The organism is Microcella sp. (assembly GCF_051860105.1).
Lineage (GTDB): Bacteria > Actinomycetota > Actinomycetes > Actinomycetales > Microbacteriaceae > Microcella.
On sequence record NZ_JBHYEO010000013.1, the window covers coordinates 33,450 to 55,348 of the forward strand.

The 21,899-nt window shown below is 69.6% G+C and carries 19 protein-coding genes; 10 read left to right on the forward strand and 9 right to left on the reverse strand.

Going from position 1 to position 21,899, the window contains the following annotated elements:
* Positions 1 to 55 precede the first annotated feature (55 nt).
* The 4 genes from ACTIE9_RS08655 to ACTIE9_RS08670 all read left to right on the forward strand — a co-directional run bounded on the left by ACTIE9_RS08655 (position 56) and on the right by ACTIE9_RS08670 (position 5,025).
* Positions 56 to 1,198, forward strand: a complete 1,143-nt coding sequence (locus ACTIE9_RS08655) for an N-acetyl sugar amidotransferase (protein ID WP_439565179.1) — start codon at positions 56 to 58, stop codon at positions 1,196 to 1,198.
* Positions 1,132 to 2,322, forward strand: a complete 1,191-nt coding sequence (locus tag ACTIE9_RS08660; RefSeq protein ID WP_439565180.1) for a hypothetical protein — start codon at positions 1,132 to 1,134, stop codon at positions 2,320 to 2,322. Before ACTIE9_RS08655 ends, ACTIE9_RS08660 begins: the two co-directional genes overlap by 67 nt.
* A 65-nt stretch (positions 2,323 to 2,387) precedes the next feature.
* A complete protein-coding gene (locus tag ACTIE9_RS08665) occupies positions 2,388 to 4,211 on the forward strand; it encodes an ABC transporter ATP-binding protein (protein ID WP_439565181.1) in 1,824 nt (607 codons plus the stop codon).
* 139 nt (positions 4,212 to 4,350) lie between these two features.
* The gene (locus ACTIE9_RS08670; RefSeq protein WP_439565182.1) at positions 4,351 to 5,025 is read left to right on the forward strand and encodes a GCN5 family acetyltransferase; all 675 of its coding nucleotides are present in this window, start codon (positions 4,351 to 4,353) and stop codon (positions 5,023 to 5,025) included.
* Here ACTIE9_RS08670 and ACTIE9_RS08675 read toward each other — a convergent pair.
* From ACTIE9_RS08675 to ACTIE9_RS08695, 5 genes are read right to left on the reverse strand one after another with little or no spacing between them, the layout of a single operon-like run.
* Positions 5,019 to 5,933, reverse strand: coding sequence for an LpxD N-terminal domain-containing protein (locus ACTIE9_RS08675; RefSeq protein ID WP_439565183.1), 915 nt, complete (start codon positions 5,931 to 5,933; stop codon positions 5,019 to 5,021). The two genes, ACTIE9_RS08670 and ACTIE9_RS08675, sit on opposite strands and share 7 nt — an antisense overlap.
* Positions 5,934 to 5,977: 44 nt before the next feature.
* A complete protein-coding gene (locus ACTIE9_RS08680) occupies positions 5,978 to 6,988 on the reverse strand; it encodes a 3-oxoacyl-ACP synthase III family protein (protein ID WP_439565184.1) in 1,011 nt (336 codons plus the stop codon).
* Positions 6,989 to 7,017: 29 nt separating this feature from the next.
* Positions 7,018 to 7,797 carry an SDR family NAD(P)-dependent oxidoreductase gene (locus ACTIE9_RS08685; RefSeq protein WP_439565185.1) on the reverse strand — a complete coding sequence of 260 codons (780 nt, stop codon included), beginning with the start codon at positions 7,795 to 7,797 and terminating at the stop codon, positions 7,018 to 7,020.
* Positions 7,778 to 8,011, reverse strand: a complete 234-nt coding sequence (locus ACTIE9_RS08690; protein ID WP_439565186.1) for an acyl carrier protein — start codon at positions 8,009 to 8,011, stop codon at positions 7,778 to 7,780. The genes ACTIE9_RS08685 and ACTIE9_RS08690 overlap by 20 nt, the downstream gene beginning before the upstream one ends.
* Before the next feature lie 49 nt (positions 8,012 to 8,060).
* Entirely contained in the window at positions 8,061 to 9,230 is a 1,170-nt protein-coding gene (locus tag ACTIE9_RS08695) for an acyltransferase family protein (protein WP_439565187.1), read from the reverse strand.
* A 115-nt stretch (positions 9,231 to 9,345) separates the two neighbouring features.
* Between ACTIE9_RS08695 and ACTIE9_RS08700 the strand changes: the two genes are divergently transcribed.
* The 5 genes from ACTIE9_RS08700 to ACTIE9_RS08720 all read left to right on the forward strand — a co-directional run bounded on the left by ACTIE9_RS08700 (position 9,346) and on the right by ACTIE9_RS08720 (position 14,799).
* Positions 9,346 to 10,584 carry a glycosyltransferase family 4 protein gene (locus ACTIE9_RS08700; protein ID WP_439565188.1) on the forward strand — a complete coding sequence of 413 codons (1,239 nt, stop codon included), beginning with the start codon at positions 9,346 to 9,348 and terminating at the stop codon, positions 10,582 to 10,584.
* Positions 10,585 to 10,586: 2 nt separating this feature from the next.
* Positions 10,587 to 11,291, forward strand: a complete 705-nt coding sequence (locus ACTIE9_RS08705) for a glycosyltransferase family 2 protein (RefSeq protein ID WP_439565189.1) — start codon at positions 10,587 to 10,589, stop codon at positions 11,289 to 11,291.
* A gap of 29 nt (positions 11,292 to 11,320) precedes the next feature.
* Entirely contained in the window at positions 11,321 to 11,698 is a 378-nt protein-coding gene (locus ACTIE9_RS08710) for a DUF2304 domain-containing protein (protein WP_439565190.1), read from the forward strand.
* 9 nt (positions 11,699 to 11,707) lie between these two features.
* The gene (locus ACTIE9_RS08715) at positions 11,708 to 12,997 is read left to right on the forward strand and encodes a nucleotide sugar dehydrogenase (RefSeq protein ID WP_439565191.1); all 1,290 of its coding nucleotides are present in this window, start codon (positions 11,708 to 11,710) and stop codon (positions 12,995 to 12,997) included.
* A gap of 98 nt (positions 12,998 to 13,095) precedes the next feature.
* On the forward strand, positions 13,096 to 14,799 hold the full coding sequence (locus tag ACTIE9_RS08720) for a cell wall-binding repeat-containing protein (RefSeq protein ID WP_439565192.1): 1,704 nt from the start codon (positions 13,096 to 13,098) through the stop codon (positions 14,797 to 14,799).
* Positions 14,800 to 14,801: 2 nt separating this feature from the next.
* On the opposite strand, the gene ACTIE9_RS08725 is transcribed toward ACTIE9_RS08720, so the two are convergent.
* The 4 genes from ACTIE9_RS08725 to ACTIE9_RS08740 form a co-directional block, all read right to left on the reverse strand.
* On the reverse strand, positions 14,802 to 16,301 hold the full coding sequence (locus ACTIE9_RS08725) for a DUF2142 domain-containing protein (RefSeq protein ID WP_439565193.1): 1,500 nt from the start codon (positions 16,299 to 16,301) through the stop codon (positions 14,802 to 14,804).
* Complete coding sequence (locus ACTIE9_RS08730) at positions 16,298 to 18,160, reverse strand: ABC transporter ATP-binding protein (RefSeq protein WP_439565194.1); 1,863 nt, start codon at positions 18,158 to 18,160, stop codon at positions 16,298 to 16,300. Before ACTIE9_RS08730 ends, ACTIE9_RS08725 begins: the two co-directional genes overlap by 4 nt.
* 421 nt (positions 18,161 to 18,581) lie before the next feature.
* The gene (locus ACTIE9_RS08735) at positions 18,582 to 19,940 is read right to left on the reverse strand and encodes a glycosyltransferase (RefSeq protein ID WP_439565195.1); all 1,359 of its coding nucleotides are present in this window, start codon (positions 19,938 to 19,940) and stop codon (positions 18,582 to 18,584) included.
* Entirely contained in the window at positions 19,937 to 20,971 is a 1,035-nt protein-coding gene (locus tag ACTIE9_RS08740; protein ID WP_439565196.1) for a glycosyltransferase, read from the reverse strand. The genes ACTIE9_RS08735 and ACTIE9_RS08740 overlap by 4 nt, the downstream gene beginning before the upstream one ends.
* 50 nt (positions 20,972 to 21,021) lie before the next feature.
* Here ACTIE9_RS08740 and ACTIE9_RS08745 point away from each other — a divergent pair, with 50 nt between their 5' ends.
* On the forward strand, positions 21,022 to 21,894 hold the full coding sequence (locus ACTIE9_RS08745) for a glycosyltransferase family 2 protein (RefSeq protein ID WP_439565197.1): 873 nt from the start codon (positions 21,022 to 21,024) through the stop codon (positions 21,892 to 21,894).
* The last annotated feature ends 5 nt before the right edge of the window (positions 21,895 to 21,899 follow it).

Sequence of the window (21,899 nt, forward strand, 5' to 3'; positions counted from 1 at the left end):
GTAAACTTCTGCGGGGCATCCGCCCCCACCCCGCGCCGACGGAGCAGACACCGCCATGACCGACACCCGCCCGTTTCAGATGTGCACGCGAACGGTCATGGACACGACCGACCCCGAGATCACATTCGACGAGAGCGGCGTGAGCTCGCACGCTCTGCTCTACGACCGCACGATGAAGGCGACCGTCGACGCGGCGAACGCCGGCGAGCGAGCCGACGAACTCGCCGCGGTCGTCGAGCGCATCAAGAAGGCCGGCCGCGGCAAGCCCTACGACTGCGTCATCGGCATCAGCGGCGGCGTCGACTCGACCTATCTTGTGCTGCAGGCGGTCAAACTGGGGCTGCGCCCGCTCGCCGTGCACTTCGACAGCGGCTGGAACAGCGAGCTCGCCGTCGGCAACATCGAGAACATCGTGTCGCGGCTCGGCCTCGACCTCTTCACCGACGTCGTCGACTGGCGCGAGATGAAAGACCTGCAGCTGTCGTTCTTCAAGGCGTCGGTGGCCAACTGCGACATCCCGACCGATCACGCCTTCCCCGCGGTGGCCTACCGGCAAGCGGCGAAGTACGGCATCCGCTACATCCTCTCGGGCCACAACCTCGCGACCGAGTCGATCCTGCCGCAGTCGTGGGGCTACAACGCGGCCGACGCGAAGCACGTGAAGGCGATCCAGAAGCGCTTCGGCTCGGTGAAGCTCGCCACCTACCCGGTGCTCGGCATCTTCAAGCGCTACTTCTGGTACGGCTACATCCGGCCCATCACGACGGTGCAGCTCCTCAACTACATGCCCTACATCAAGGCCGACGCGAAGCAGGCGATCGCGGACGAACTCGGCTGGCGCGACTACGGCGGCAAGCACTACGAGTCGGTCTTCACCCGGTACTTCCAGGGCAGCTACCTGCCGAAGAAGTTCGGCTTCGACAAGCGCAAGGCTCACCTCTCGTCGCTCATCCTCTCGGGTCAGCTGACGCGCGAGCAGGCACTCGCCGAGCTCGCCGAGCCTGACTACCCCGCTGACCTCGAACGGCAAGACCACGAGTTCATCGCCAAGAAGCTCGGACTCAGCGTGGCGCAGTTCGACGAGATCATCGCGCGCCCGCCCGTGGACCACCTTGAGTACCCCAACAGCAAGTGGCTCTTCGAGTTGCTGCTGTCGCTCAGCACGCGGCTCGGCATCCGGCGCCGGTCATCGTCGTGACCCGCATCCTCTGCATCTCATTCTCGCCCATCAGCACCGATGCGCGCGTGCTGCGGCAGATTGCCGTTCTCGCCGAGTTCGGCGAGGTGACGACGCTGGGGTACGGGCCGACCCCGCCCGGTGCGACTGCCCACCTCGAGGTCGACCGCGCCGCCGCATCGCTGCCGCAGACCACCGGCGGCGTGCTCCGGCTCGCGCTGCGCGCCCACCGCTCAGTCGAACTCACGGCCCCCGGCGAGCGCGCGGGGCGCGCCTTGCTCGCCGATCAAGCGCCGTTCGACCTCGTCGTGGCGAACGACGCGCGAGCCCTGCCGCTTGCTGTCGACGTCGCCAACGGCGCGCCCGTCTGGGCCGACCTGCACGAATGGGCCCGCGAAGAGAACACGGCGAGCGCGGCCTGGCGCCTGCTGGTCGCGCCGTACATGGATGCCCTGTGCCGACGGTATCTGCCCCGCGTCGCCGCCGTCACCACGGTCAACCAGTCGATCGCCGAGCTCTACCGTGAGCGCTACGGTGTCATGCCGGGCGTCGTGCGCAACGCGATCGCCGAGCAACCGCTGACCCCGAGCCCCGTCGAGGGTGACCAGGTGCGGCTCGTGCACAGCGGCATCGCCGTGCCCGAGCGAAACATCGAAGCGCTCATCGACGCAACCGCCGCACTCGACGAGCGGTTCACCCTCGACCTCTACCTCATGGGCGACGAGAGCGGGCACCTCGGCCAGCTGCGGCGCCGGGCCGAGGGGGTGCCGAGGGTGAGCATCCACCCCCCGGTGCCACCCGCCGAGCTGCCAGCGACCCTGAACGCCTACGATCTCGGGGTCTACCTGCTGCCGATCGCCTCGCTCAACCACCAGCTGATGCTGCCCAACAAGTTCTTCGACTTCGTGCAGGCCCGACTCGGCGTGCTCATCAGCCCTGCAACCGAGACCTCGGCCCTCATCGCGCAGCACGATCTCGGCCCGCGCCTGACAGACCACTCGGTCGCTGGCCTGGTGTCGGCCCTCAGCGCACTCTCCCCCGACGACGTGCGACGCTACAAGCGAAACGCGCACGCCGCCGCGGGGGCCCTCAGCTCGGCCGCCGACCAGAAGGTCATGCGCGAGACGCTCGCCGGGCTGCTCTAGACGGCGGCCCTGAGCCGCTCACCGCCCGCGGACCGTCAGCAAGCCCGCTGGTAGCCTGACTCACGATGAAGAAGATCTGGTTCACCCTGCGCGATCTGCTGCCCCTGCTTCCCAGCGGCGCCCAGCGGTTCTTTTTCTGGTACATGGCCTCGACCTCGGCGCTCACCGCGCTTGACGTCGTCGCCATGGCGCTACTCGCGCTCGTCATCACACCCGCCGTGAGCAACGCCCCCATCAACCTGCCGATCGTCGGCGAACTACCCACGAGCACCACGCCGGTGCTCGTGCTCATCGCGTGCGGGCTCATCATCCTCAAGAGTGCCCTGTCGGTGCTTCTGCACTGGATCGCCACTCGCCGGTTCGGGCGCTACGAGTTCGCCATCGGCCAGCGGCTGTTCCGCGCCTACATCCACTCGACGTGGGAAGAGCGCTCGAAGCGCTCGGTCGCCGAGATCACTCGCATCGCCGACACCGGCATCGCCAACACGATGATGGGCTTCGTGCTGCCGCTGTCGATGCTGCCCGGCTACCTGCTGACCTTCCTGCTCATCATCGGCGTGCTCGTGGTCTCGCAGCCGCTCACGGCCGTCATCGCCCTCGGCTATCTCGGGCTCGTCGCGCTCGTCGTGAGCAAGGTCGTGACTCGGCGGGCGCTCGAGGCGAGCGAGGTGAACCTCGGCTACGGCTATAAGGTCGCGGTGCTCATGACCGAGATGGTTGAGGCGCTGAAAGAACTGACGCTGCGCAACAGCCTCGATCGCGTGGCGGGGGTGGTCGACCGCAACCGCGTGCACGCCGTGCGCGCCCGCGCGAACACCTCGTTCTTGAGCATCATCCCGCGCTACAGCTTCGAAGCCGCCCTCATCGGAGGCTTCTTGCTCGTCGGCATCGCCGCATACCTCACGCAGGGCCTGACGGCCGCCGTCGCGGCCGTCGCGCTGTTCGCCGCCACCGGCTTCCGGCTCGTGCCGGCCATCGCCGGAATCCAGAGCAGCCTGCTCGACGCCACCACAACCATCCCGTGGGCGCGCAACGTCATCGATGACATGCGCAACGCGGAGGCGCACGCGCGCGAAGAGCAGGGTGGCACCGACGCAGGCGTGCTCGCCGAGCACCCACACAGCCTGACCCTCTCGAGCATCGAGTTTCGCTATCCCGGTGCTGACGACCTCGTGCTCAACGGGCTCAACCTCGAGATTCCTCTCGGAACCTCGCTCGGCATCGTCGGACCCTCGGGCGCAGGCAAGTCGACGCTCATCGACCTGCTCCTGGGACTCAGCGAACCGACCGCTGGCGCGATCACGATCGACGGTCAGCCGCTCGGAGACGTGATCCGGGCCTGGCGCAACCGCGTCGGCTATGTGCCTCAGCGCGTCGCCTTGTTCGACGCCAGCATCGCCCAGAACGTGGCGCTGACCTGGGACGATGACTTCGATCGCGACCGTGTTGTCGACGCCCTGGAGCGGGCGCAGCTCGGCTCTCTCGTCGCGTCGCGCGCCCACGGCATCGATGAGCGCATCGGTGAGCGAGGCGTCTCGCTCTCCGGCGGGCAGCAGCGACTCGGCATCGCTCGAGCGCTGTACGCCGACCCGCTGGTGCTCGTGCTCGATGAGGCGACGAGTTCGCTCGACACCAAGACCGAAGATGACGTGGTGCAGGCGATCCGCGCTCTCCGCGGCCAGATCACTCTCATCTCGGTCGCCCACCGCATCTCAACCATCAAGGACTACGACCAGATCGCCTACGTCGACGGCGGGCGCATCATTGGCAAAGACACCTTCCGCGGCCTCGCCGACTCACTGCCCCAGTTCGGCCTGCAGGTGAAGCTCGCGGGGCTGGGGGCTGAGCCGTTTGTCACCGACGACGACTTTGGCCGGCCGCGGGCCTGAGCAGTCGCGAAGGCGAGCCGGACATCCCGGATATCATCGAGCAGGGCCCCGCCAGGGTGTCCTCGCGCCTCAGCCGCCGGGTCGACCCCCTGGCCTGGGCACGCGCCCTGACCAGCTCGCCCCCTCGTGAACGGCATCCATGACTGAGAACTCCACCCCTGCCCCGGGCTACTCCTTCCGCGACTACACGGCGGCGCTCCGCGCGTTCCGCGGTGCTGGGTACGCCGTCACAGGATTCGCGGAGTTCCTCGCCGACCCGCAACCCAAGCATCTGATCCTGCGCCACGATCTCGACAACAGCCTCGAGCAGGCCCTCCGCGTTGCTCGCCTCGACGCCGAGTCCGATTGCCGATCGACCTTCTTCGTGCGCGTGCACGCTCGCGGGTACAACCTGCTGAGCCTGCCATCGCTCAAGGCGATCCGCGAGATCGAGAGCATGGGTCATGCGGTCGAACTGCACCTCGAGGGCGGCTTCAGCGACGTCTTCGGCGGCGATAACGACTCGTGGGCCGATCGGCAACGCACCGTGTTCGAAGCGGCGGTGGATCGCGAGCTCCACGGCTTCAGCCTGCATGAGCCCGCCCGCATGGGCAATCTCGACTTCGCCGACCGCCTTCTCGAGCGGTGGGGCGATCCCGTGACCTACCACGCCTACGAGAGCCGCTTCATGATGCCCACCATGAAATACCTCTCCGACAGCAGCGGTCACTGGCGCGAGGGGCACTTCGCGCTGTGGGTCGACACGGTTCCGCAGCTGCAGGTGCTGACGCACCCGTTTTGGTGGTTCGAGACCACCCCCGCCGAGAACTACTGATCCTCAGCCTTGCTGCGCACCTTCCGCGCGGGGCTGCCAAAGTGCACCTCGTCGGCGGGCACGGACTTCACGACGACCGAGCCCATGCCGATGAGCGACCGTGCCCCGAGCGTGAGGCCCTGGATCACGGAGGCGTTCGGGCCGATCCACACCTCATCCTCAATCACCACGCTGCCCGAAACCTCAGCACACGCGGTGATGATGACGTTGCGGCCGATCTGAACGTTGTGCGCGATGTGCACGTGATCATCGATCTTCGTGTAGTCGCCGACACGGCTGGGTGCGATGGTGCCCGAGCATACGGTCGTGAAGTTGCCCACCTCGACCTGCTCGCCGATCACGACCGACCCGAGGTGCGGCAACCGGATGTTGTTGTCGTGCTCGTCCTTGTCAATGCCGAAGCCCTCCTCGCCGATGACCGCATGGCTCTTGATGAGCGAACCCGCGCCGATGCGCACGCCGGCGGCGATGACAGCGTGGTGTCGCACCTCCACCCCCTCAGCGATCACCGCACCCCGGCCGATCACGGTGAACTCGCCGATCGAGGCGGAGGCAGCGATCGAGGCGGTCGGATGCACGACCGCAGTGCCCGCGATTCCGGGCTCCACGACCGGGGCGAAGAACTGCCGCACGGCGTCGGCGAAGGCGGCGCGCGGGTTCGCGACAGTGATGATGGCACCCTCCCCCGCAACGAGGCTGTCCTGCCCCTCGGGCACGAGCACGATGGCGCCGGCGGCGAGCGCGGCGTCGACCTCGAGGGCGTACCGCTCCAGGTCGCCGGCGAAGCACAGCTGACCCGTACCGGCGTCGGCCACGGTGGCGACACCCGTCGCGACGACCTCCCTGCCACGATGAGAGCCGTGCAGCGCCGCGGCGATCTGAGTCGAGGGAACCACGTGCTGCGTCATGTCTCCAGGCTAGTGGCCTGATCCCGAGCGGCGTCGACTGCGCGTCAGCCCCACGTCGCGACGAGCCCGCCCCACGAGAGTCCGACGCCAAACCCCATGAGCAGCACGCGCATCCCCGGGCGCAACACCCCCTTCTCCACCGCATCCGCGAGCGCGATGGGAATGGTCGAGGAGACGGTGTTGCCAGATTCCGCGAGCGAGACGAAGAACTTCTCCGCTGGCACCTCGAGCTTCTTGCGCAGGTGCTCGAGCATGAAGGCGTTCGCCTGGTGGAAGACGTAGAGATCGATGTCGTCCTTCTGCAATCCCGCCTTGCGCAGCACCTCATCTACAGTGCTGGGCACGACGTCAAGCGTGAAGGTGAAGATCTCGGGCCCGTCCATGTACAGGTCGTGACCCGTCGCGACCAGATCGCGCTGATCGACCGCCGCCTTGGGCGCGATGTCGGTGCCAGCGCGGAGCCCGCCGTTCGGCACGATGAGGTTCTTGCCGCCCGCCCCGTTCGTTCCGTACGTGATGCCCACGAGTGCGTCGGCGCCCTCGACCCCGCGCACGAGGGTGGCCGCGGCCCCGTCGCCGAAGATCGTGCGCACCGACTTGTCGAGCGGATTGATGAACTTGCTGTACGTGTCAGCCGTCACCAGGAGGACGGTTGATGCCTGCCCCGACTCGATGAGCCCCTTAGCGAGCCCGAGCCCGTAGATGTACCCCGAGCACCCCAGCGTGATGTCCGTCGCCCCAGCATCCGTACGCAGCCCCAGACCCTCCTGCACCAAGCAGGCCGTCGTCGGCATGTAGTAGTCCGGGCTCTGCGTGCACACGATCAGGTAGTCGATGCTGCGCGGATCGATGCCCTCGCGGTCGAAGAGGAGCCGAGCGGCAGCGATCGCGAGGTGCGACGAGAACTCGTCCGCCGCGGCGATGTGGCGGCGGCTGATGCCCGTCTTCGCAGAGATCTTCTCCACGCTCCACTCCGGAAACTCAGAGGCAAGATCCTCGTTCGTGAGAACGGCCGCCGGCAAGTGGTAGGCGATGGATGCGATGTGAGCCTTCATGCCGTCGAGCCTACGACCTCCACCCAGGGTCATTGGGCGGTGTAGCCGCCGTCGACGACGAGGGTGGTGCCGGTGATCCAGCGCGACGCCGGCGAGAGCAGGAAGAGCACCGCCCGGGCGACGTCGGGAGCCTCGCCGACTCCTAGGGGGTGAGCCGCTTCCACCCGCGACCAGGCCTCGGCGCCGATCGCAGTGCGGATGCCCTCGGTGAGTTCCGTCTGGACGATCCCTGCTGCGACGGCATTGGACCGGATTCCCTCGCGCACGAGTTCAAGCGCGAGGGATCGTGAGAGAGCCGCGACGGCGCCCTTGGTGGCCGAGTAGACGACGACACCCGGCTCGCCGACGAGCGCAGTCGCAGAAGAAAGGAAGACGATGCTCGGCGCCGCCCCCCTCACCTGCTTGTGCCGGAAGCCCTTCGTGAGCATGAGCCCCGTCGTCACGTTCATCGCGAACATCTCATCTGCCTGTGCGGCCGTCACGCTCCGCAGCGGCACCGCGCGGTGCACGCCTGCGGCATGGACGAGCCCGTCGAGCGGGCCCACCGCATCCACGACCCCGCGCAGCATGTCCGGAATGTCGTCGGAGGCCCGCAGGTCGAAGGGCACAGCCAGGTGGCCGCCACCCGGCAGCTCACCGCAGAGTTCCCGAAGCTCCGCCTCGCGGCGGGCGAGCAGGACGACCGTCGCGCCCGCTCGTGCCGCATGCTCAGCCACGCTGCGGCCGATGCCGGACGACGCCCCGGTAACGAGGACGACGGAGCCGGCGAGCTCGAGGAAATCGCCCGAATCAGGCGCGGTCGACGGCATGGTCGACGAGGCCGATGATGTCGGAGACCGTCGTCGCCGCCGACAGTTCGGAGGCATCGATCGAAACCCCGAGCCGCGCGTCGACCTCGGCGATGAACGAGAGGTTCGAAAGGGAGTCCCAGTCGAGCTCGGCGAGCGAGTCAGCGGCAGAGACCGTTCCGGCCTCGACCTCCAAGATCTCTTCGACGAGGGCGATGACAGCGCTGTGGTCCATAGAGCGATCTTAGCCGGGCGTCACGACCCGACTGGCGGATGCCGCGGCGTCAGGCCGCTGCGGGGATCGCGGGCTTCTCCGCGCGCGCGGAGCGGTCGTCCTTCCACTGGCGCATCCGCCGCTCGACCGGCTTCTCGACCCAGTGGTGCAACGCGGCCGATGCCGCGAGGCCGAGGGCGAGCAGCAGGGGGTAGAACACGAGGTTGCCCCAGGCCGGCAGCTGGTAGCCGAACGTCGCGAGGAAGATGTAGATGACGGTGGCGTGCACCAGGTAGAAGGCGTACGACCACTCGCCGAGCCGAACGAGCGGCGGGCTCGCGAGCCATGACGGCCGGCCGTCGAGAGCGCGCAAGGCGATGGCGAGGATGGTGAGCGCGCAGGCGACGGTGATGAGCTCGTTCGAGAAGCCGCCGACCACCCGCGCCGAGAAGGTTCCGTCGAACCGGGTCGGCACGATCGTCACGACCAGCACGACCACGCCCGTCAGCCCCAGCGCCGCCCACACCGGAACCCGTGGCCGCCACCCGCAGCGCACCGCCCATGCCAGCGCCATGCCGATGACGAACTCCGAGAGTCGTACGAGCGGCAGGGGCAGCTGAGCGACGAGCGACTCGGGGGCGACGATGGCGATGGCGCGGAACGCGAAAGCCGCGCTCACGACGGCGAGCGCCAGCACGAGAGCACCGCGCACGCGCCACCGGTGCATGACGCGCCCGATCCACGGGTGGACGGTGTAGAAGAGAGCCTCGACCGAGAGGGTCCACGCGGCCGGGTTACCTGCGAAGATCACGACCGGGTCACGCGACCAGGCCTGCAGCAGCAGGATCGACACGAGCAGTACCACGACATCGACCGGCTTCACCCAGCTCTGGTCGGGGTCGGGCGAGAAGCTGTAGAACACGGGGATCGCCACGAGAGTGGCGGCGAGGTGCACGGGCCAGATTCGTGCGAAGCGCCGCCAGTAGAAGGTCGAGAGCGACACGAGGCGGGAGGCCGACCAGGTCAGCACGAAGCCCGAAAGCACGAAGAAGAACGTGACGCCGAAGAAGCCCCGGCCGATGACCTCTGCGGTGATGCCCGGCACCGGCGCGAACACGTTCATGTGGTAGAGGAAGACCACGAAGGCCGCCCACCAGCGGGCCCCGGTCAAGGCGTCGAGCCGCTGCATCCGCTGATCGAGCGGGTGTGACGAGACCCCCTCGGTCATCGATGCCGTCATGCCCTGCCTCCGTCGCGTGCCCGCGGATAAGTCTCGCACAGCGCACGGGTCACGCCGCATCGGCCGAACGGCCTGCTGACGGCGGCCGCGCCCCGCGGGCCCTAGCCTGGAGACCATGGAATCGCGGCGGCCCCTGCGCATCGTCATCGCAAGCCGCATCTTCTCGCCCGAGCCCTCCGCGGCCTCGTTCATGCTCGAGGCGATCGCCCGACGGTTTCGCGACGAGGGCCACGAGGTCACGGTGCTGACGACGAACCCCCCGCGCGGCATCGCCGCGACCGAGATCGACGGCGTGCGCATTCGGCGCGCGCCCGTGCGGCGCGATCGTCAGGGATACGTGCGCGGCTACCTCTCGTACCTCAGCTTCGATGTTCCGCTGGCCGTGCGGCTGCTCCTCTCGCGCCGCGCCGATCTCTACGTCGTCGAGCCGCCGCCGACCACGGGCGCCGTGACGCGCGTGATCACCGCGCTGCTGCGGCGGCCCTACGTCTACGACGCGGCCGACCTGTGGTCGGACGCCGCGCAGCTGGTCACCGGCTCGCGCGTCGTGATCGGGCTGTTGCGCGCCACCGAGCTGTTCGCGCTGCGCGGGGCCGCGCACCTGTTCGCGATCTCTCGTGGGGTGGTCGAGCGGCTTGGTGAGCTCGGCGTGCGCGCCCCCAGCACCGTCATCGGCTTCGGAGTCGACATCGGGGCCTTCCACTACCGCCACCCCGAAACGGTGGCGGCCCCGCACGAACGGGCCGACGTGCCCGACGCGCCGTACATCATCTACCCCGGCTCGTACTCGGAGTGGCACGGTGCCGGAATCTTCATCGAGGCGTTCGCGCGGCTGCGGGCCGATCATCCCGAGCTCCGGTTGCTCTTCGTCGGCAACGGCTCCGACCGGCCCGTCCTTGAGCGCCGCTGCGCCGAACTGGGGCTCGACGGCGTTGAGTTTCGCGACCCGATCGAGGCTCCGCGCCTCACAACCCTGCTCGCGAACGCGGTCGTCTCGCTCGCGAGCCTCAAGCCGGGCCAGGGCTACGACTACGCCTTCACCACCAAGATCTACTCGTCGCTCGCCGCAGGCTGCCCCGTCGTGTTCACCGGGACGGGGCCGACTCTCGGCTTCATCACCGAGTCGGCGCGCGAACAGCCCGTCGGTACCGCCGTCGAATACGCGGTGCCCGCCGTTGCCGATGCCATCGCCGCGGTTCTCGCGGCCCCGCTCGAGGCGCGCGAGCGCGAGGCCCTCAGCGGCTGGGCGCACGAGCGCTTCTCGATCGAACGCGCGGCCGCAATCGTCGTCGAAACGAGCACTCGGGTCGTCGCCGAGCGCCGCGCGCGCCGCGGGCGTCTGACAGAATCGTGAGCATGGCCGTACCCACCCCGCCACCGGCTGCGACCGGCCTGCACCCCGACACCTGGATCGTCATTCCTCTCTACAACGAGCAGACGGTGATCGGGGGAGTCATCGCCGAGTTGCGCGAGCGCTTCCGCCGCATCGTGTGCGTCGACGACGGTTCGACCGACGATTCCGCCGCTGTCGCCGAAGCAGCCGGTGCCCGCGTCATCCGCCACCCCCACAACCTCGGGCAGGGGGCCGCGCTGCAGACCGGCATCAGCTATGCGCGCGCGCAGCCGGGGTGCGGCTACATCGTCACCTTCGACGCCGATGGCCAGCACCGCGTGGTCGACGCCGAGGCCATGGTCGAGCTCGCCCGCGCTGAGCAGCTCGGAATCGTGTTCGGCTCGCGGTTTCTCGACGACCGCACGAAACCCGGGCTCGCGAAGAAGGTCGTGTTGAAGACGGCCGTGGCCGTCACCAACCTGTCGACGGGCCTGAAGCTGACGGATGCGCACAACGGCCTGCGCGTGCTGCGGGTCGACGCCGCCCGCGCCGTCAACCTCAAGCAAGACCGCATGGCCCACGCCTCTGAGATCGTCGTGCAGCTGGGGCGCTCAGGGCTGCCCTGGCGCGAGTTCCCCGTCGAGGTGCTCTACACCGACTACTCGAAGGCGAAGGGGCAGTCGCTGCTCAACTCGATCAATATCCTCGTCGACCTCATCATCAACTAGCCCGACCGTCAGCAGAAGGAGGGGCCGCCATGTGGTTCCAGGTGATCCTCGTCATCGCGCTCATCGGCATCGGAGCGTACCTCGTGCGCTCGACCCCCAGCCCGCGGCACCTCGCCATCCGTCGCCTGCTCGTGCTGCTCGCCCTGCTCGCCGGTGTCGTCATGGTCGTGTGGCCGGGCCTGCTCAGCCGCCTCGCCGAGTTCGTCGGCATCGGGCGCGGTGCTGATCTGCTGTTCTACCTGGCGATCGTCGCGGGGCTCATCTACGTCGTCAACGAGTACAAGCGCTCGGTGCAGCTGACCCGCGCGAACACGCAGCTCGCGCGCGAGATCGCCCTCACCGAAGCGCGCCTGCTCGACCGCATCGCCGAGCTCGAGGCGCGGTCGGCGCCCGACGCCGAGCGTTAGGCTTACCGGGTGAAGATCGCCGTCATCGCCCTGGGAAAGATCGGCCTGCCGCTGGCCGTGCAATTCGCCTCAAAGGGGCACGAGGTCGTCGGTGTCGACGTCAACCCAGCCACGGTCGAGCTCATCAACGCTGGCACAGCCCCCTTCCCCGGTGAGGCGCACCTGCCCGAGCGCCTTGCCGAGGTGGTGGCCGGCGGCCGTCTGCGGGCGACGACGAGCTACGCGGATGCGGTGCCGAATGCCGACGCGGTCGTCGTCGTCGTGCCGCTCTTCGTCGACGACGAGGCCCGCCCCGAGTTCGGCTGGATGGACGACGCGACCAGCGCGCTCGCGGCGCACCTCACCCCCGACACCCTCGTCGCCTACGAGACGACCCTGCCCGTCGGCACGACCCGCACGCGCTTCAAGCCCATGCTCGAGGAGGGCTCGGGGCTCGTCGAGGGCAGCGACTTCCATCTCGTGTTCTCGCCCGAGCGCGTGTACTCCGGCCGGATCTTCGCCGACCTGCGCCGCTACCCGAAGCTCGTCGGGGGGCTCAGCGAGGCGGGTGCGGCCCGGGCGGTCGCGTTCTACGAGGCCGTGCTCGACTTCGACGAGCGCCCCGACCTGCCGCGCCCCAACGGCGTGTGGGATCTCGGTAGCGCCGAGGGCGCCGAGATGGCCAAGCTCGCCGAGACCACCTACCGCGACGTCAACATCGGCCTCGCCAACCAGTTCGCGCAATACGCCGCCACCGCCGGCATCGACATCTACCGCGTGATCGAGGCCTGCAACACCCAACCGTTCAGCCACATCCACCAGCCCGGCATCGCCGTCGGGGGCCACTGCATCCCGGTGTATCCGCGGCTCTACCTCTGGAACGACCCGGCGGCGACCGTCGTGCGCGCAGCGCGCGAAGCCAACGCGGGCATGCCCGACTACACGATCGGCCTGCTCGAGGGCGTGCACGGCAGTCTGCAGGGGCAGCGCATCGTCGTGCTCGGCGCCGCCTACCGCGGCGGGGTGAAAGAGACGGCGTTCAGCGGCGTGTTCGGCGCAGTCGCCGCCCTACAGGAGCGTGGCGCCGAGGTGCTTGTGCACGACCCGCTGTACACCGACGACGAGCTCTCGCGCTTCGGCTGGACCCCGTTCCACCTGGGCGAGAGCGTTGACGCCGCCGTCGTGCAAACCGACCACGCCGAGTACCGCCTGCTGACACCGGCCGAACTGCCGGGCATCCGCACCTTCGTCGACGGCCGCCGCGTCTCGACGGCCGACGCATGGCCCGGAGTCACGTATCGCGTGATCGGCATCGCCTGAGGGCTGGGTGCCGCGCAGCCGTCGTTCCACCCGCCTCTGACCGGCGGCCCCGGGGTCAACCTGGCCGAAAAGAGCTGAGCTTCGCTTAGACTCACGACGTGCTCGCGCCCCATCGTCGTCGTGTCGTCCTCGTTGCGCTCGGAGTGGCGCTCACCGTGTGGTTCAGCCATCTCGTACCGCCGGTTTCCCCTGCCCACGCCACCACACCCTTCACCGTGACGGTTGTGTACAACGATGGCTCGGGCGTGGTGAGCCCCGTGCCGGGTGCCATCGTGACCGTGAGTACTCGCAACTACGTCATGCCCGAAGACGGCAGCGGCTTCACCGTGTTTCCGTACACGGCGAACTCGTCAGGAGTGGCGACCGTGGAGCCGGCTGTCGGGACAGGAGCGCTCGAAGTGCGTGTCTCAGCTCGAGCACCGGGTGGAGCGATCGGAGGTGTGCCGACCACCACCGCCTTCTGGGGTCAATCGCTCTCGATCGAGACCGCCGACTACATGCCTATCGACGCGGTACAACCGGTGACCATCGTGTTGCACCCGATCACGACAGTCACCGGTGCCGTCGCGTCGACCGACGCGGCTGCGGTCGGCGTGGGCGCGTCGGTGGTGCTCTGGCATCGTGCGACGCCGAGCGATGTATGGCGGCCGGTGACCGAGGTGCGCACCGACTCCGCAGGTCGGTTCGCTGCGAGCAGCGTGCCAGCGGGCGACTACCGCTTCGAGGTGCGCAGCGCATCCACCGGGCGCCTCGTTCAGCGGCTCTTCCACCCGCTCACCCCTGTGCTCGACGAGGCAGAGATCGTCACTGCAGCGCCGCAGGCCACACGGGATGTCGGCACCCTTACGGTGACCCCGTGGTCACTCGAGACCGGTCGCATCGAGGGCATCGACCGCTACGAGACCGCCGTGAAGATCTCTGAGCAGATCTTCGACGGCGCGGTGCCTGCACCCGTCATCTATCTCGTCAACGGCCTCGCTTTCCCTGACGCTCTCAGCGCGACGCCGCTCGCGTCAATGGCTGGCGGCGGTCTCCTGCTCACCGCCCCGACACTCGTGCCTGCCACCGTGGTCGACGAACTTCGCCGCCTGAAACCAGAACGCGTCGTCATCGTCGGTGGCACGGCTGTGGTGTCCACCGCGGTCGAGAACCAGGTGCGCACGCTCGCGCAGCAGTGGAGCGGTGACGTCGACCGTGTGGCGGGCGTCGACCGCTACGACACCTCCCGAGAGCTGATTATCGACGCTCGCGATGAGCTCTCGGTCGATCTGGCACAGAGAGCGGTGTTCATCGCGACCGGCCTCGACTTTCCTGATGCGTTGAGCGCCGCGAGCGCCGCGGGCGCCGCAGGCCTGCCGCTCGTGCTGGTGGGCGGCGCGAACGAGCGGGCTCTGCCTGCGGCGACCGCCGCACTGATCGATTCACTCGCCCCGTCGCGCCTGTTCATCGCAGGCGGTTGGGCGACCGTGAGCCCTCTCGCCATCAACGAGTTCGCCGGCCTGCGGGGGCTCCGTGTCGTTCGCTTCGGGGGCGTTGACCGCTATGAGACAAGCCGTCTGATCAACGATTTCTTCTTCGGCGAGAGCGCCGTCACGCTAGTGGCGAACGGCACCCAGTTTCCTGACGCTCTCTCCGCTGGCCCACTCAGTGCGGCGCTCGGCGTACCCCTCGCGCTGACTCCGCCAACATGCGTGCACGCTCAACTCGCCCGGTCGCTCGCGCGGCAAGGCACCGAACTCGCGGTACTTATCGGCGGACCTGGTGCACTGAGCTCCACCGTCGCCGCGATGTCGAGCTGCTGAGGTCACGCGATGAGGGGCTCTGCGCGATCGTTGCCCACACGACGCGGCCCGCCGAGCGTACGCACGAGAATCCACACCAGCAGCACGTAGGCGAGCGAGCCGAGCAGCCAGACGGCGTTCGGGCCGACCGGCCCCTCCCACCACCATTCTGCTCCGGCGTCGAGGTTGATGCTCGAGCCGTCGATGCCGGTGATATAGCGCCGCATGTTGAGGTGCAGAGCGACGAAGTGCGCGCCGCCGAGCGCCGCGATGATGGCGAAGCGCTGCGGCAGGCTGAACGCGAGACTCGCACCCGGTCGCTGCAGCACGAGCAGCCCACCCAGCAGCACGATGAGGGGAAGAAGGTAGCGCGGCTGCAGGTTCGCGCCAACCGAGTCGCCACCCTGCTGCAGCACGTACACAGGAAGCGCCCACAGCACCACGATGAGGAAGCCGAGCACGATCGCCTTGCGGCCCCACATGCGGCGGATCGCCGTGAAGCCGACCGCGACGAACACCGCGACGACGGCGAGCGGCACGATGCGCGGCATCGAGGTGTCGAGCCAGCCGAGCGCCCAATCGCCGAGCACCCCCGACCAGAGGAACGGCGCATTCAGGATGTTGTACGCAAGCAGCCCGAACCCGCCGAGCTCCTCGCTCGCCTCCGAGCTGCCGCCCGTGAAGCCGTCGGTACCGGCCGCGACCTGTCGCGAGATGATGAAGAAGAACAGCGCTACGAACCCCATGATGACGGGCAGGATCGATCGCAGCATCCACTGCTTCGACAGCTCGACGGTGAGGATCATGACGAGCAGCATCGCGAGACCCGTGTAGATCGCAGCATCACCCCGCGCGCCCGCGGCGATGAGCACCGAGACGGCGAACACGCCGCCGAGGCCCCAGCGGCGGCGGCCTTGCGACTCGTACCAGCCGAGCAGGGCGATCCAGCACGAGCCGACACCGATGACGGCCCACGCGCTGGGGTTGTTGGAAGCGATGATGAACAGCCCGAGCGGCAGGGTCGTGATGAGCCAGCCCCAGACGAGCGTCGCGCGGCGGTGCATCGGCAACAGCAGCCAGAGAGCCACCGTCAGCCCGAGGAACAGCAGCACGGTGAGAACGCGCATCGCGAGGGCCGACAGTTGCACGTCGTCGCCGGTCAGCGCCCCCGTGACGGCGTAGAACACCGGCGGGTAGGCGCTCGAGAAGTTGGCGCGCTTCGTCTGCTGCTGCACCGAGGTGTCCCACGGGAACTGCTCGCCCTGACAGGCGGCGCTTGTCTCGGAGTTGTAGGCGAAACACGCGATCTCGACGAGCGCGACGGGCACGACGCCCGACTCGGGCTCGTCGCCCGGGGCGCAGTTCTCGTCGGCCGTCGGGCCCGCACACCACGAGCTCACGAGGTGGAAGTCGTCGTCGGGCGCCGAGCCGATCGGTGAGGCCCACACCCAGGCGAACAGCGTCAGCAGGGCCAGCACAGGGGTGAGCGCCATGAGAGGGATGCGGCGCAGGCGGTCGATCACGACTCCTCCTTCGACTCGGGGGCGCGCTGCTCCGGCGCGTCAGGATCAGCCTCGTCGTCGAACGACATGAGCTTCACGTACTCGGCGACCATCGGCACGGTGCGGCGCACGGTCGCGAAGTCACCCTCGGCCACGACCCGGCCGCCCTCGATGACCACGACCGTGTCCGCTCGCTGCACGGTGCTGAGGCGGTGGGCGATGACGATGATCGTGAGCTCTCCGCTCAGGGCGCGGAGGGTCTGGCTGACGACGGCCTCGGTCGCGGCATCCAGCCCGCTCGTGGCCTCATCGAGCACGAGCAGGCGCGGAGCGACGTAGAGCGCGCGCGCCAGGCCGATGCGCTGCACCTGGCCGCCACTGAAGGCGTCAGACTGCTTGCCGACCGGGGTGTCGATGCCCTCGGGCAGCGAGTCGACGAAGTCGAGCAACTGGGCCTGCGCGAGCACGGCGCGCACCCGGTCGCGGTCGATCGCCGCGGGGCGGATACCGAGAGCGACATTGTCGGCGATCGTTCCGCTCACGAGGCCCGGCTTCTGGGGCACGTACGACACGAGGCCGGGGGCGGCGAGCCGCAGCGCCCGCGGGTCGAAGCCGTCGATCTCGATCGACCCCGAGTCGGGGGCGCTGAGGCCGATGAGCAGCTCGACGAGCGTCGTCTTGCCGGCGCCGGAGGGGCCGATGATGGCGGCGAAGCTGCCGGCGGGAATCGTCAGACTCACGTCGTCGAGCACCGACGTCTCGGCGTCGGGGTAGCGGTAGCCGACCCCCCGCACCTCGACGGCGAGCGGCGTGCCCCCGCTCGGCACGGCGACTCCGGCGGGAGCGGCAGGCACCTCGGGCAACGGGGCGCCGCGCAGCTCGGCGAGCAGCGCGCGGGCGGTCGCCGACTGCTCGGTGTTGACCTTGAGCGCCGCGACGGCGGTCTGCAGCGGCAGGATTGCGCCCATGATGCGCACGGCTCCGGCGAGGAACACGCCGAGCGTGGCGAGCCCGCTCGCGAGCTGGCCGGTGAGCAGCTGCTGACCGACGAACACGACGACGCCGAGAATGAGCGCGGTCTCGACGACGTAGCGCGGCATACCGCCGAGGAAGGCCAGGGTGGCACCGGAGCGTGCGGCACGGGTGCGCGAGGCGCGGATGCGCTCGAGGAAGAGTTCGCTGCGCCCCAGCACGGTGAGCTCGCGGTAGGTGTCGAGGGTGTCGCCGAGCGCGCCGAGGGTGAGCTTGGTGCCCTCGGCGGCGTCTTCACCGGCGCGCTTCAGCACGCGAGCAATGCCGGCCTGCATGCCGACGACGATGAGCGCGAAGTAGCCGAGCGCGAAGACGGCGACGACGGGGTCGACGACAACGAAGGCGACCGCGACGATCACCAGCAGGAAGCCTTCGACGACGATGGCCGCGACATTGTTGAGCAGGCCCGTGAAGGTCCACTTGATCGACTCAGTGAGGGCGAACTGCAGCTCGGTGCGCGAGAAGCGGCGCACGTGCGCGAGCGAGCCGGTCAGCAGATGCGTCGCGAGCTCGGCGGCGTTGCGCGCCTCGATGCGCGCGATGAACGCCGTCAGCGCGCGGGAGAGCCCGATGGCGATGCCGGCCTTCACGACGAAGACGCCGAGCACGAAGAGCACGAGCAGCAGCAGCCCCTGTCCGTCGAACTGCGGCAGGGTGACGCCGAACACGATGGTCGTGCCGTCAGATTGAGCGAACTGTGTCGCGCCGAGCGCCGCCACGACGCCGACGAGAAGGATGCCGAACACGTCGAGGAACCCGACGATCGCCCGGGCCGCCACGAGCCCCCAATAGCTGATGCGCTCGCTCGGCGTCAGCAGGGCGAGCGCGGAGCGAGCGGCAGATAGCACTGGTTCAGCGTACCGGGGGTGCGCCGGTCATCCAGCGCGGCCCGTCGCGACCTGGCGCCACCCCTCCCCCTCCTGCCCGTTCGACCTGCACGCGCGTCACGCCCGCACCTTCCGAACCCTCGCGCCGCGCCCCCACCTTCCGAACCTTCGTGCCGCCCCGCATTCCAGCGTCGCATCGCGGCATCGCCTCCTCATGAGGGCGAGCACTCCCCCCGGCGACACTCCCGAATCCAAGGATGTAGACGATCAAGAGTCGTTCAGAAGTCCTTGGATTCGGGAGTCTGTCGACGTGGTCATCGCCCTGTGTGAGACCGCGGGTCGTGTGAGGCGAGGCGAAGTGAACAGCGAGTGGGGTTGAGCAGGGGTGCCGGAGAAGGTGCAGGCGGGTAGGCAGGGGCGCAGGCGGGCGAGCGGGCGGGCGCTAGTCGCGGGCGAAGCGCTTGCGCACGCGCGACGTCACGCCCGTGATGCCCTCGGCCCGGAGGTGGTGCAGCGTCATACGCACCGTGTGGCCGAATCCGGCGGTGCGGACGGCGCGCGCGCCGACACCCATGCCGTCGCGTCCGGCGGTGGCGTCGGCCGCGCGACGAGGCGCGGCGACCGCGTCGAGCACGGGCTGCAACACGACCTGCCACACGAAGCGCTCGCGCACGCGGGCAACGTTCGCGCGCCAGGTCTCGACCTCGGGCGAGTCGGCCAGAACGCGCACCAGGGCGTCGGCGAGGGCATCCGCGTCGTTCGCCGGCACCACGATGCCGAGCCCCTCGACCTCGACGAGGTCGGCAAAGCCGTCGCCCTCGGTGACCACCATGGGCAGGCCCGCCCACAGGTAGTCGAGAATGCGCGTGCGGAACGAGAAGGTCGTCTCGACGTGCACGTGGTGCGTGCTGACCCCCGCGTCGGCCTCGACGAGGTAGGCCCCGCGCCGGTCATAGGGCACCCACGTGTCATTGAAGATCACCTCGCGACCCTCGAGCCCGAGCGACGTCGCCACGTCGAAAGCCTCGCGCACGATGCCCATCTCATCGACCCCCGGGTGGCGGGTGCCGAGGAAGAACAGACGGATGCGCGGCTCGAGCTCGCGCGCGATCCCGACGGCGCGAATAAGGGTGAGCGGGTCGAACCAGCTGTAGACCCCGCCGCCCCAGATCAGCACCCGCGAGTCGGCGTCGATGCCGGGCACGGCGCCGCGCATCCCCTGCCCCGCGTCGGCGACGGGAGGGCTCGGCTCGAGCCCGAAGGGCACCACGGCGAGCAGCCCGCGCAGGTCGCCGTCGGTAGCGTAGGTCGCGGGGTTCAGGCGCCCGAGACCGGCGATCTGGCCGAGGTAGAACAGCCGCTGCCGCTCGCTCGCGCACAGCACCAGGTCGGCCCGCCGCAACTGGTCGTTGAGGGCATCACGGGCCGTGGCGACGCGCAGCGCCCACGTCGCGGGCGGCAGCTCGCGGCCCTGCTCGAGCATCTCCAGATGCATGGGGTCGTAGGCGTCGGCGATGAGCATGCGATCGGTGCGGGCAATCGTGCGGAACTGCGTCGTCGCGTAGCCCTGAAACAGCACGACCTCGGCCCACCGCTCGTGCACCGCGATTCCGCGCTCATCGCCCGCCGTGACGGCGAACATAGGCACCGGCGGCGCCGGATGCTCGGCGCGCGTCGTCGAGACGAGCCGCACCTCGTGCCCGGCGCCCTGCAGCGTGAGCGCCATGTTGAGGGCGCGGATCGCCGGGCCCGCCATGGCCGCGGCGAGCGGGTCTCCCGTGATGATGAGCACGCGGGTCATGCGGCACCCCGATCCGTCGGGGCCGCGGCGTCGGCGAGCGTCATGACGGGCAGCTCGCCGGCCGGGGTCACGAGATCACGCAGCACATCCATGGCGCCCCGACTGTATCGGGAGTACCGGCCCGTCAGCGCCCCGCCGAGCACCGCGGGCACGCGCGCCAGCCGCACGCGCGGCAGCCGTGCCCGCCGCGCCTCGTGATCGGCCTTGGCGTCGAGCAGCCGCTGCGCCTCGGCGGAGACGCCGATCGCCCGCCCGCGCGCCGCCAGCAGCGCCGTGCGGTGCGCCAGTCGGGCGGCGCGCTCGGCTCGGGGCTCGCGCAGGCGGGCGAGCCGGTCGCTCATGGTCGGTCGCCGGGCGCCGATCTCGTTGGCCCCGTGCTGGCGGTAGTCGATGAGGGGCTCGGGCAGCAGCCGCATACGCCCCACGGCCGCCGCGATCGCCGCGAGCCACTCGTCGTGCACCCACTCGGCCGGGATCGGGGCGGCATGCTCGAGCAGCGAGCGGCGCAGCACGACGGTCGCGCCCGTCACGAGGTTGCGGCGCAGCAGCACCGGCAGGCCCTCGCCCGCGGCGAGGCCGGCGCGCTCGGCCGGCGTCGCCTCGAGGGCCTCGAGCAGCGTCGAGCCCAGGGGTGCGCCCTCGCCGTCGACGAGCCGCGCGTCGCTGTGCACGAGCAGCAGCCCGGGGTCGGCCGCGAAGGCGGCGGCGTGCGCGACGAGCTTGCCGGGCATCCACTCGTCGTCCTGATCGCTCAGCGCGATGAGGTCGCCCGAGCAGGCGGCGAGGGTCGCCGCGAAGTTCGCCGTCACGCCGAGCGGCGGCCGTCGCCGGATGATCGTGAGCCGAGTCGTGCCGCCCTCCTCGGCGTGCACGCGCTCGATGATGGCGAGCGTGTCGTCGCTCGAGTCGTCGTCGCCGACCACGAGCTCGATCGGCGCGGGGCGCTGGCGCAGGATGCTCTGCACCTGCCGCGCGACGTGCTGCGCGCCGTTGCGCGTGCACATCGCCACCGAGATGCTCGCGTCTGCCACCCCGCCAGCCTACGGGGGCCCGCGAGGGCGCTACTAGGATTCGAAGCATCATGACCGGGGGCGAGCAGCACGACGCGACGGTGGCGGTCGTCACCGTCGCCTACCGCTCGAACGACGTGCTGCCGGGGTTCCTCGCCTCGATCGCCGCGGCGAGCACACGGCCCGTGCTGACCGTCGTGGTCGACAACCGGCCCGACGAGGGCTCGCGAGCGGCCGAGCTCGCCGAGCAGATCGGCGCGCGCTACGTGCCGCTGCCGAGCAACCCCGGCTACGGCGGCGCCGTCAACGCGGGCGTCGCCGTGCTGCCCGCCGCCGTGCGCTGGGTGCTCATCAGCAACCCCGACGTCGTGCTCGACGAGGGGCTCATCGACGCGCTCGTCGCCGTGGCGGAGCGCGATGCGCGCATCGCCGCCGTCGGCCCCGCCGTGCTCAACCCCGACGGCACGGTGTACCCCTCGGCGCGGCGCGTGCCCTCCTTGCGCACCGGCGTGGGCCACGCGCTCTTCGTCAACCTCTGGCACGACAACCCGTGGACCCGCCGCTACCGCCAGGACTCGGAGGAGGCGGTGACCCCCCGCGACGCCGGGTGGCTCTCGGGCGCCTGCCTGCTCGTGCGGCGCGACGTCTTCGACGCGCTCGGCGGCTTCGACGAGGGCTACTTCATGTACTTCGAAGACGTCGACCTCGGCTACCGCATCGGCAAGGCCGGCTACCGCAACCGCTACGAGCCCGGCGTGGCGGTGACCCACATCGGCGGGCACACCGCGGCGCGCGACTCGGCGCAGATGATCGACGCCCACCACACCTCGGCGCGCCGCTTCATCGCCCGCAAGTACACGGGCTGGCACCTGTGGCCCGTGCGCGTCGCGCTGTCGATCGGCCTCGCGGTGCGCTCGGCGCTGCTGCAGCGGCGCGCGCGGTAGAACCC

What these genes read in the sequence shown, in the direction of transcription:
- ACTIE9_RS08675 (WP_439565183.1), bottom strand. Translation starts at nt 5,933, where the DNA reads ATGACGCAGCACGTGGTTCCCTCGACTCAGATCGCCGCGGCGCTGCAC.
- ACTIE9_RS08745 (WP_439565197.1), top strand. Translation starts at nt 21,022, where the DNA reads ATGACCGGGGGCGAGCAGCACGACGCGACGGTGGCGGTCGTCACCGTC.
- ACTIE9_RS08700 (WP_439565188.1), top strand. Translation starts at nt 9,346, where the DNA reads ATGGAATCGCGGCGGCCCCTGCGCATCGTCATCGCAAGCCGCATCTTC.
- ACTIE9_RS08690 (WP_439565186.1), bottom strand. Translation starts at nt 8,011, where the DNA reads ATGGACCACAGCGCTGTCATCGCCCTCGTCGAAGAGATCTTGGAGGTC.
- ACTIE9_RS08670 (WP_439565182.1), top strand. Translation starts at nt 4,351, where the DNA reads ATGACTGAGAACTCCACCCCTGCCCCGGGCTACTCCTTCCGCGACTAC.
- ACTIE9_RS08705 (WP_439565189.1), top strand. Translation starts at nt 10,587, where the DNA reads ATGGCCGTACCCACCCCGCCACCGGCTGCGACCGGCCTGCACCCCGAC.
- ACTIE9_RS08695 (WP_439565187.1), bottom strand. Translation starts at nt 9,230, where the DNA reads ATGACGGCATCGATGACCGAGGGGGTCTCGTCACACCCGCTCGATCAG.
- ACTIE9_RS08665 (WP_439565181.1), top strand. Translation starts at nt 2,388, where the DNA reads ATGAAGAAGATCTGGTTCACCCTGCGCGATCTGCTGCCCCTGCTTCCC.
- ACTIE9_RS08685 (WP_439565185.1), bottom strand. Translation starts at nt 7,797, where the DNA reads ATGCCGTCGACCGCGCCTGATTCGGGCGATTTCCTCGAGCTCGCCGGC.
- ACTIE9_RS08735 (WP_439565195.1), bottom strand. Translation starts at nt 19,940, where the DNA reads ATGACCCGCGTGCTCATCATCACGGGAGACCCGCTCGCCGCGGCCATG.
- ACTIE9_RS08710 (WP_439565190.1), top strand. Translation starts at nt 11,321, where the DNA reads ATGTGGTTCCAGGTGATCCTCGTCATCGCGCTCATCGGCATCGGAGCG.
- ACTIE9_RS08655 (WP_439565179.1), top strand. Translation starts at nt 56, where the DNA reads ATGACCGACACCCGCCCGTTTCAGATGTGCACGCGAACGGTCATGGAC.
- ACTIE9_RS08680 (WP_439565184.1), bottom strand. Translation starts at nt 6,988, where the DNA reads ATGAAGGCTCACATCGCATCCATCGCCTACCACTTGCCGGCGGCCGTT.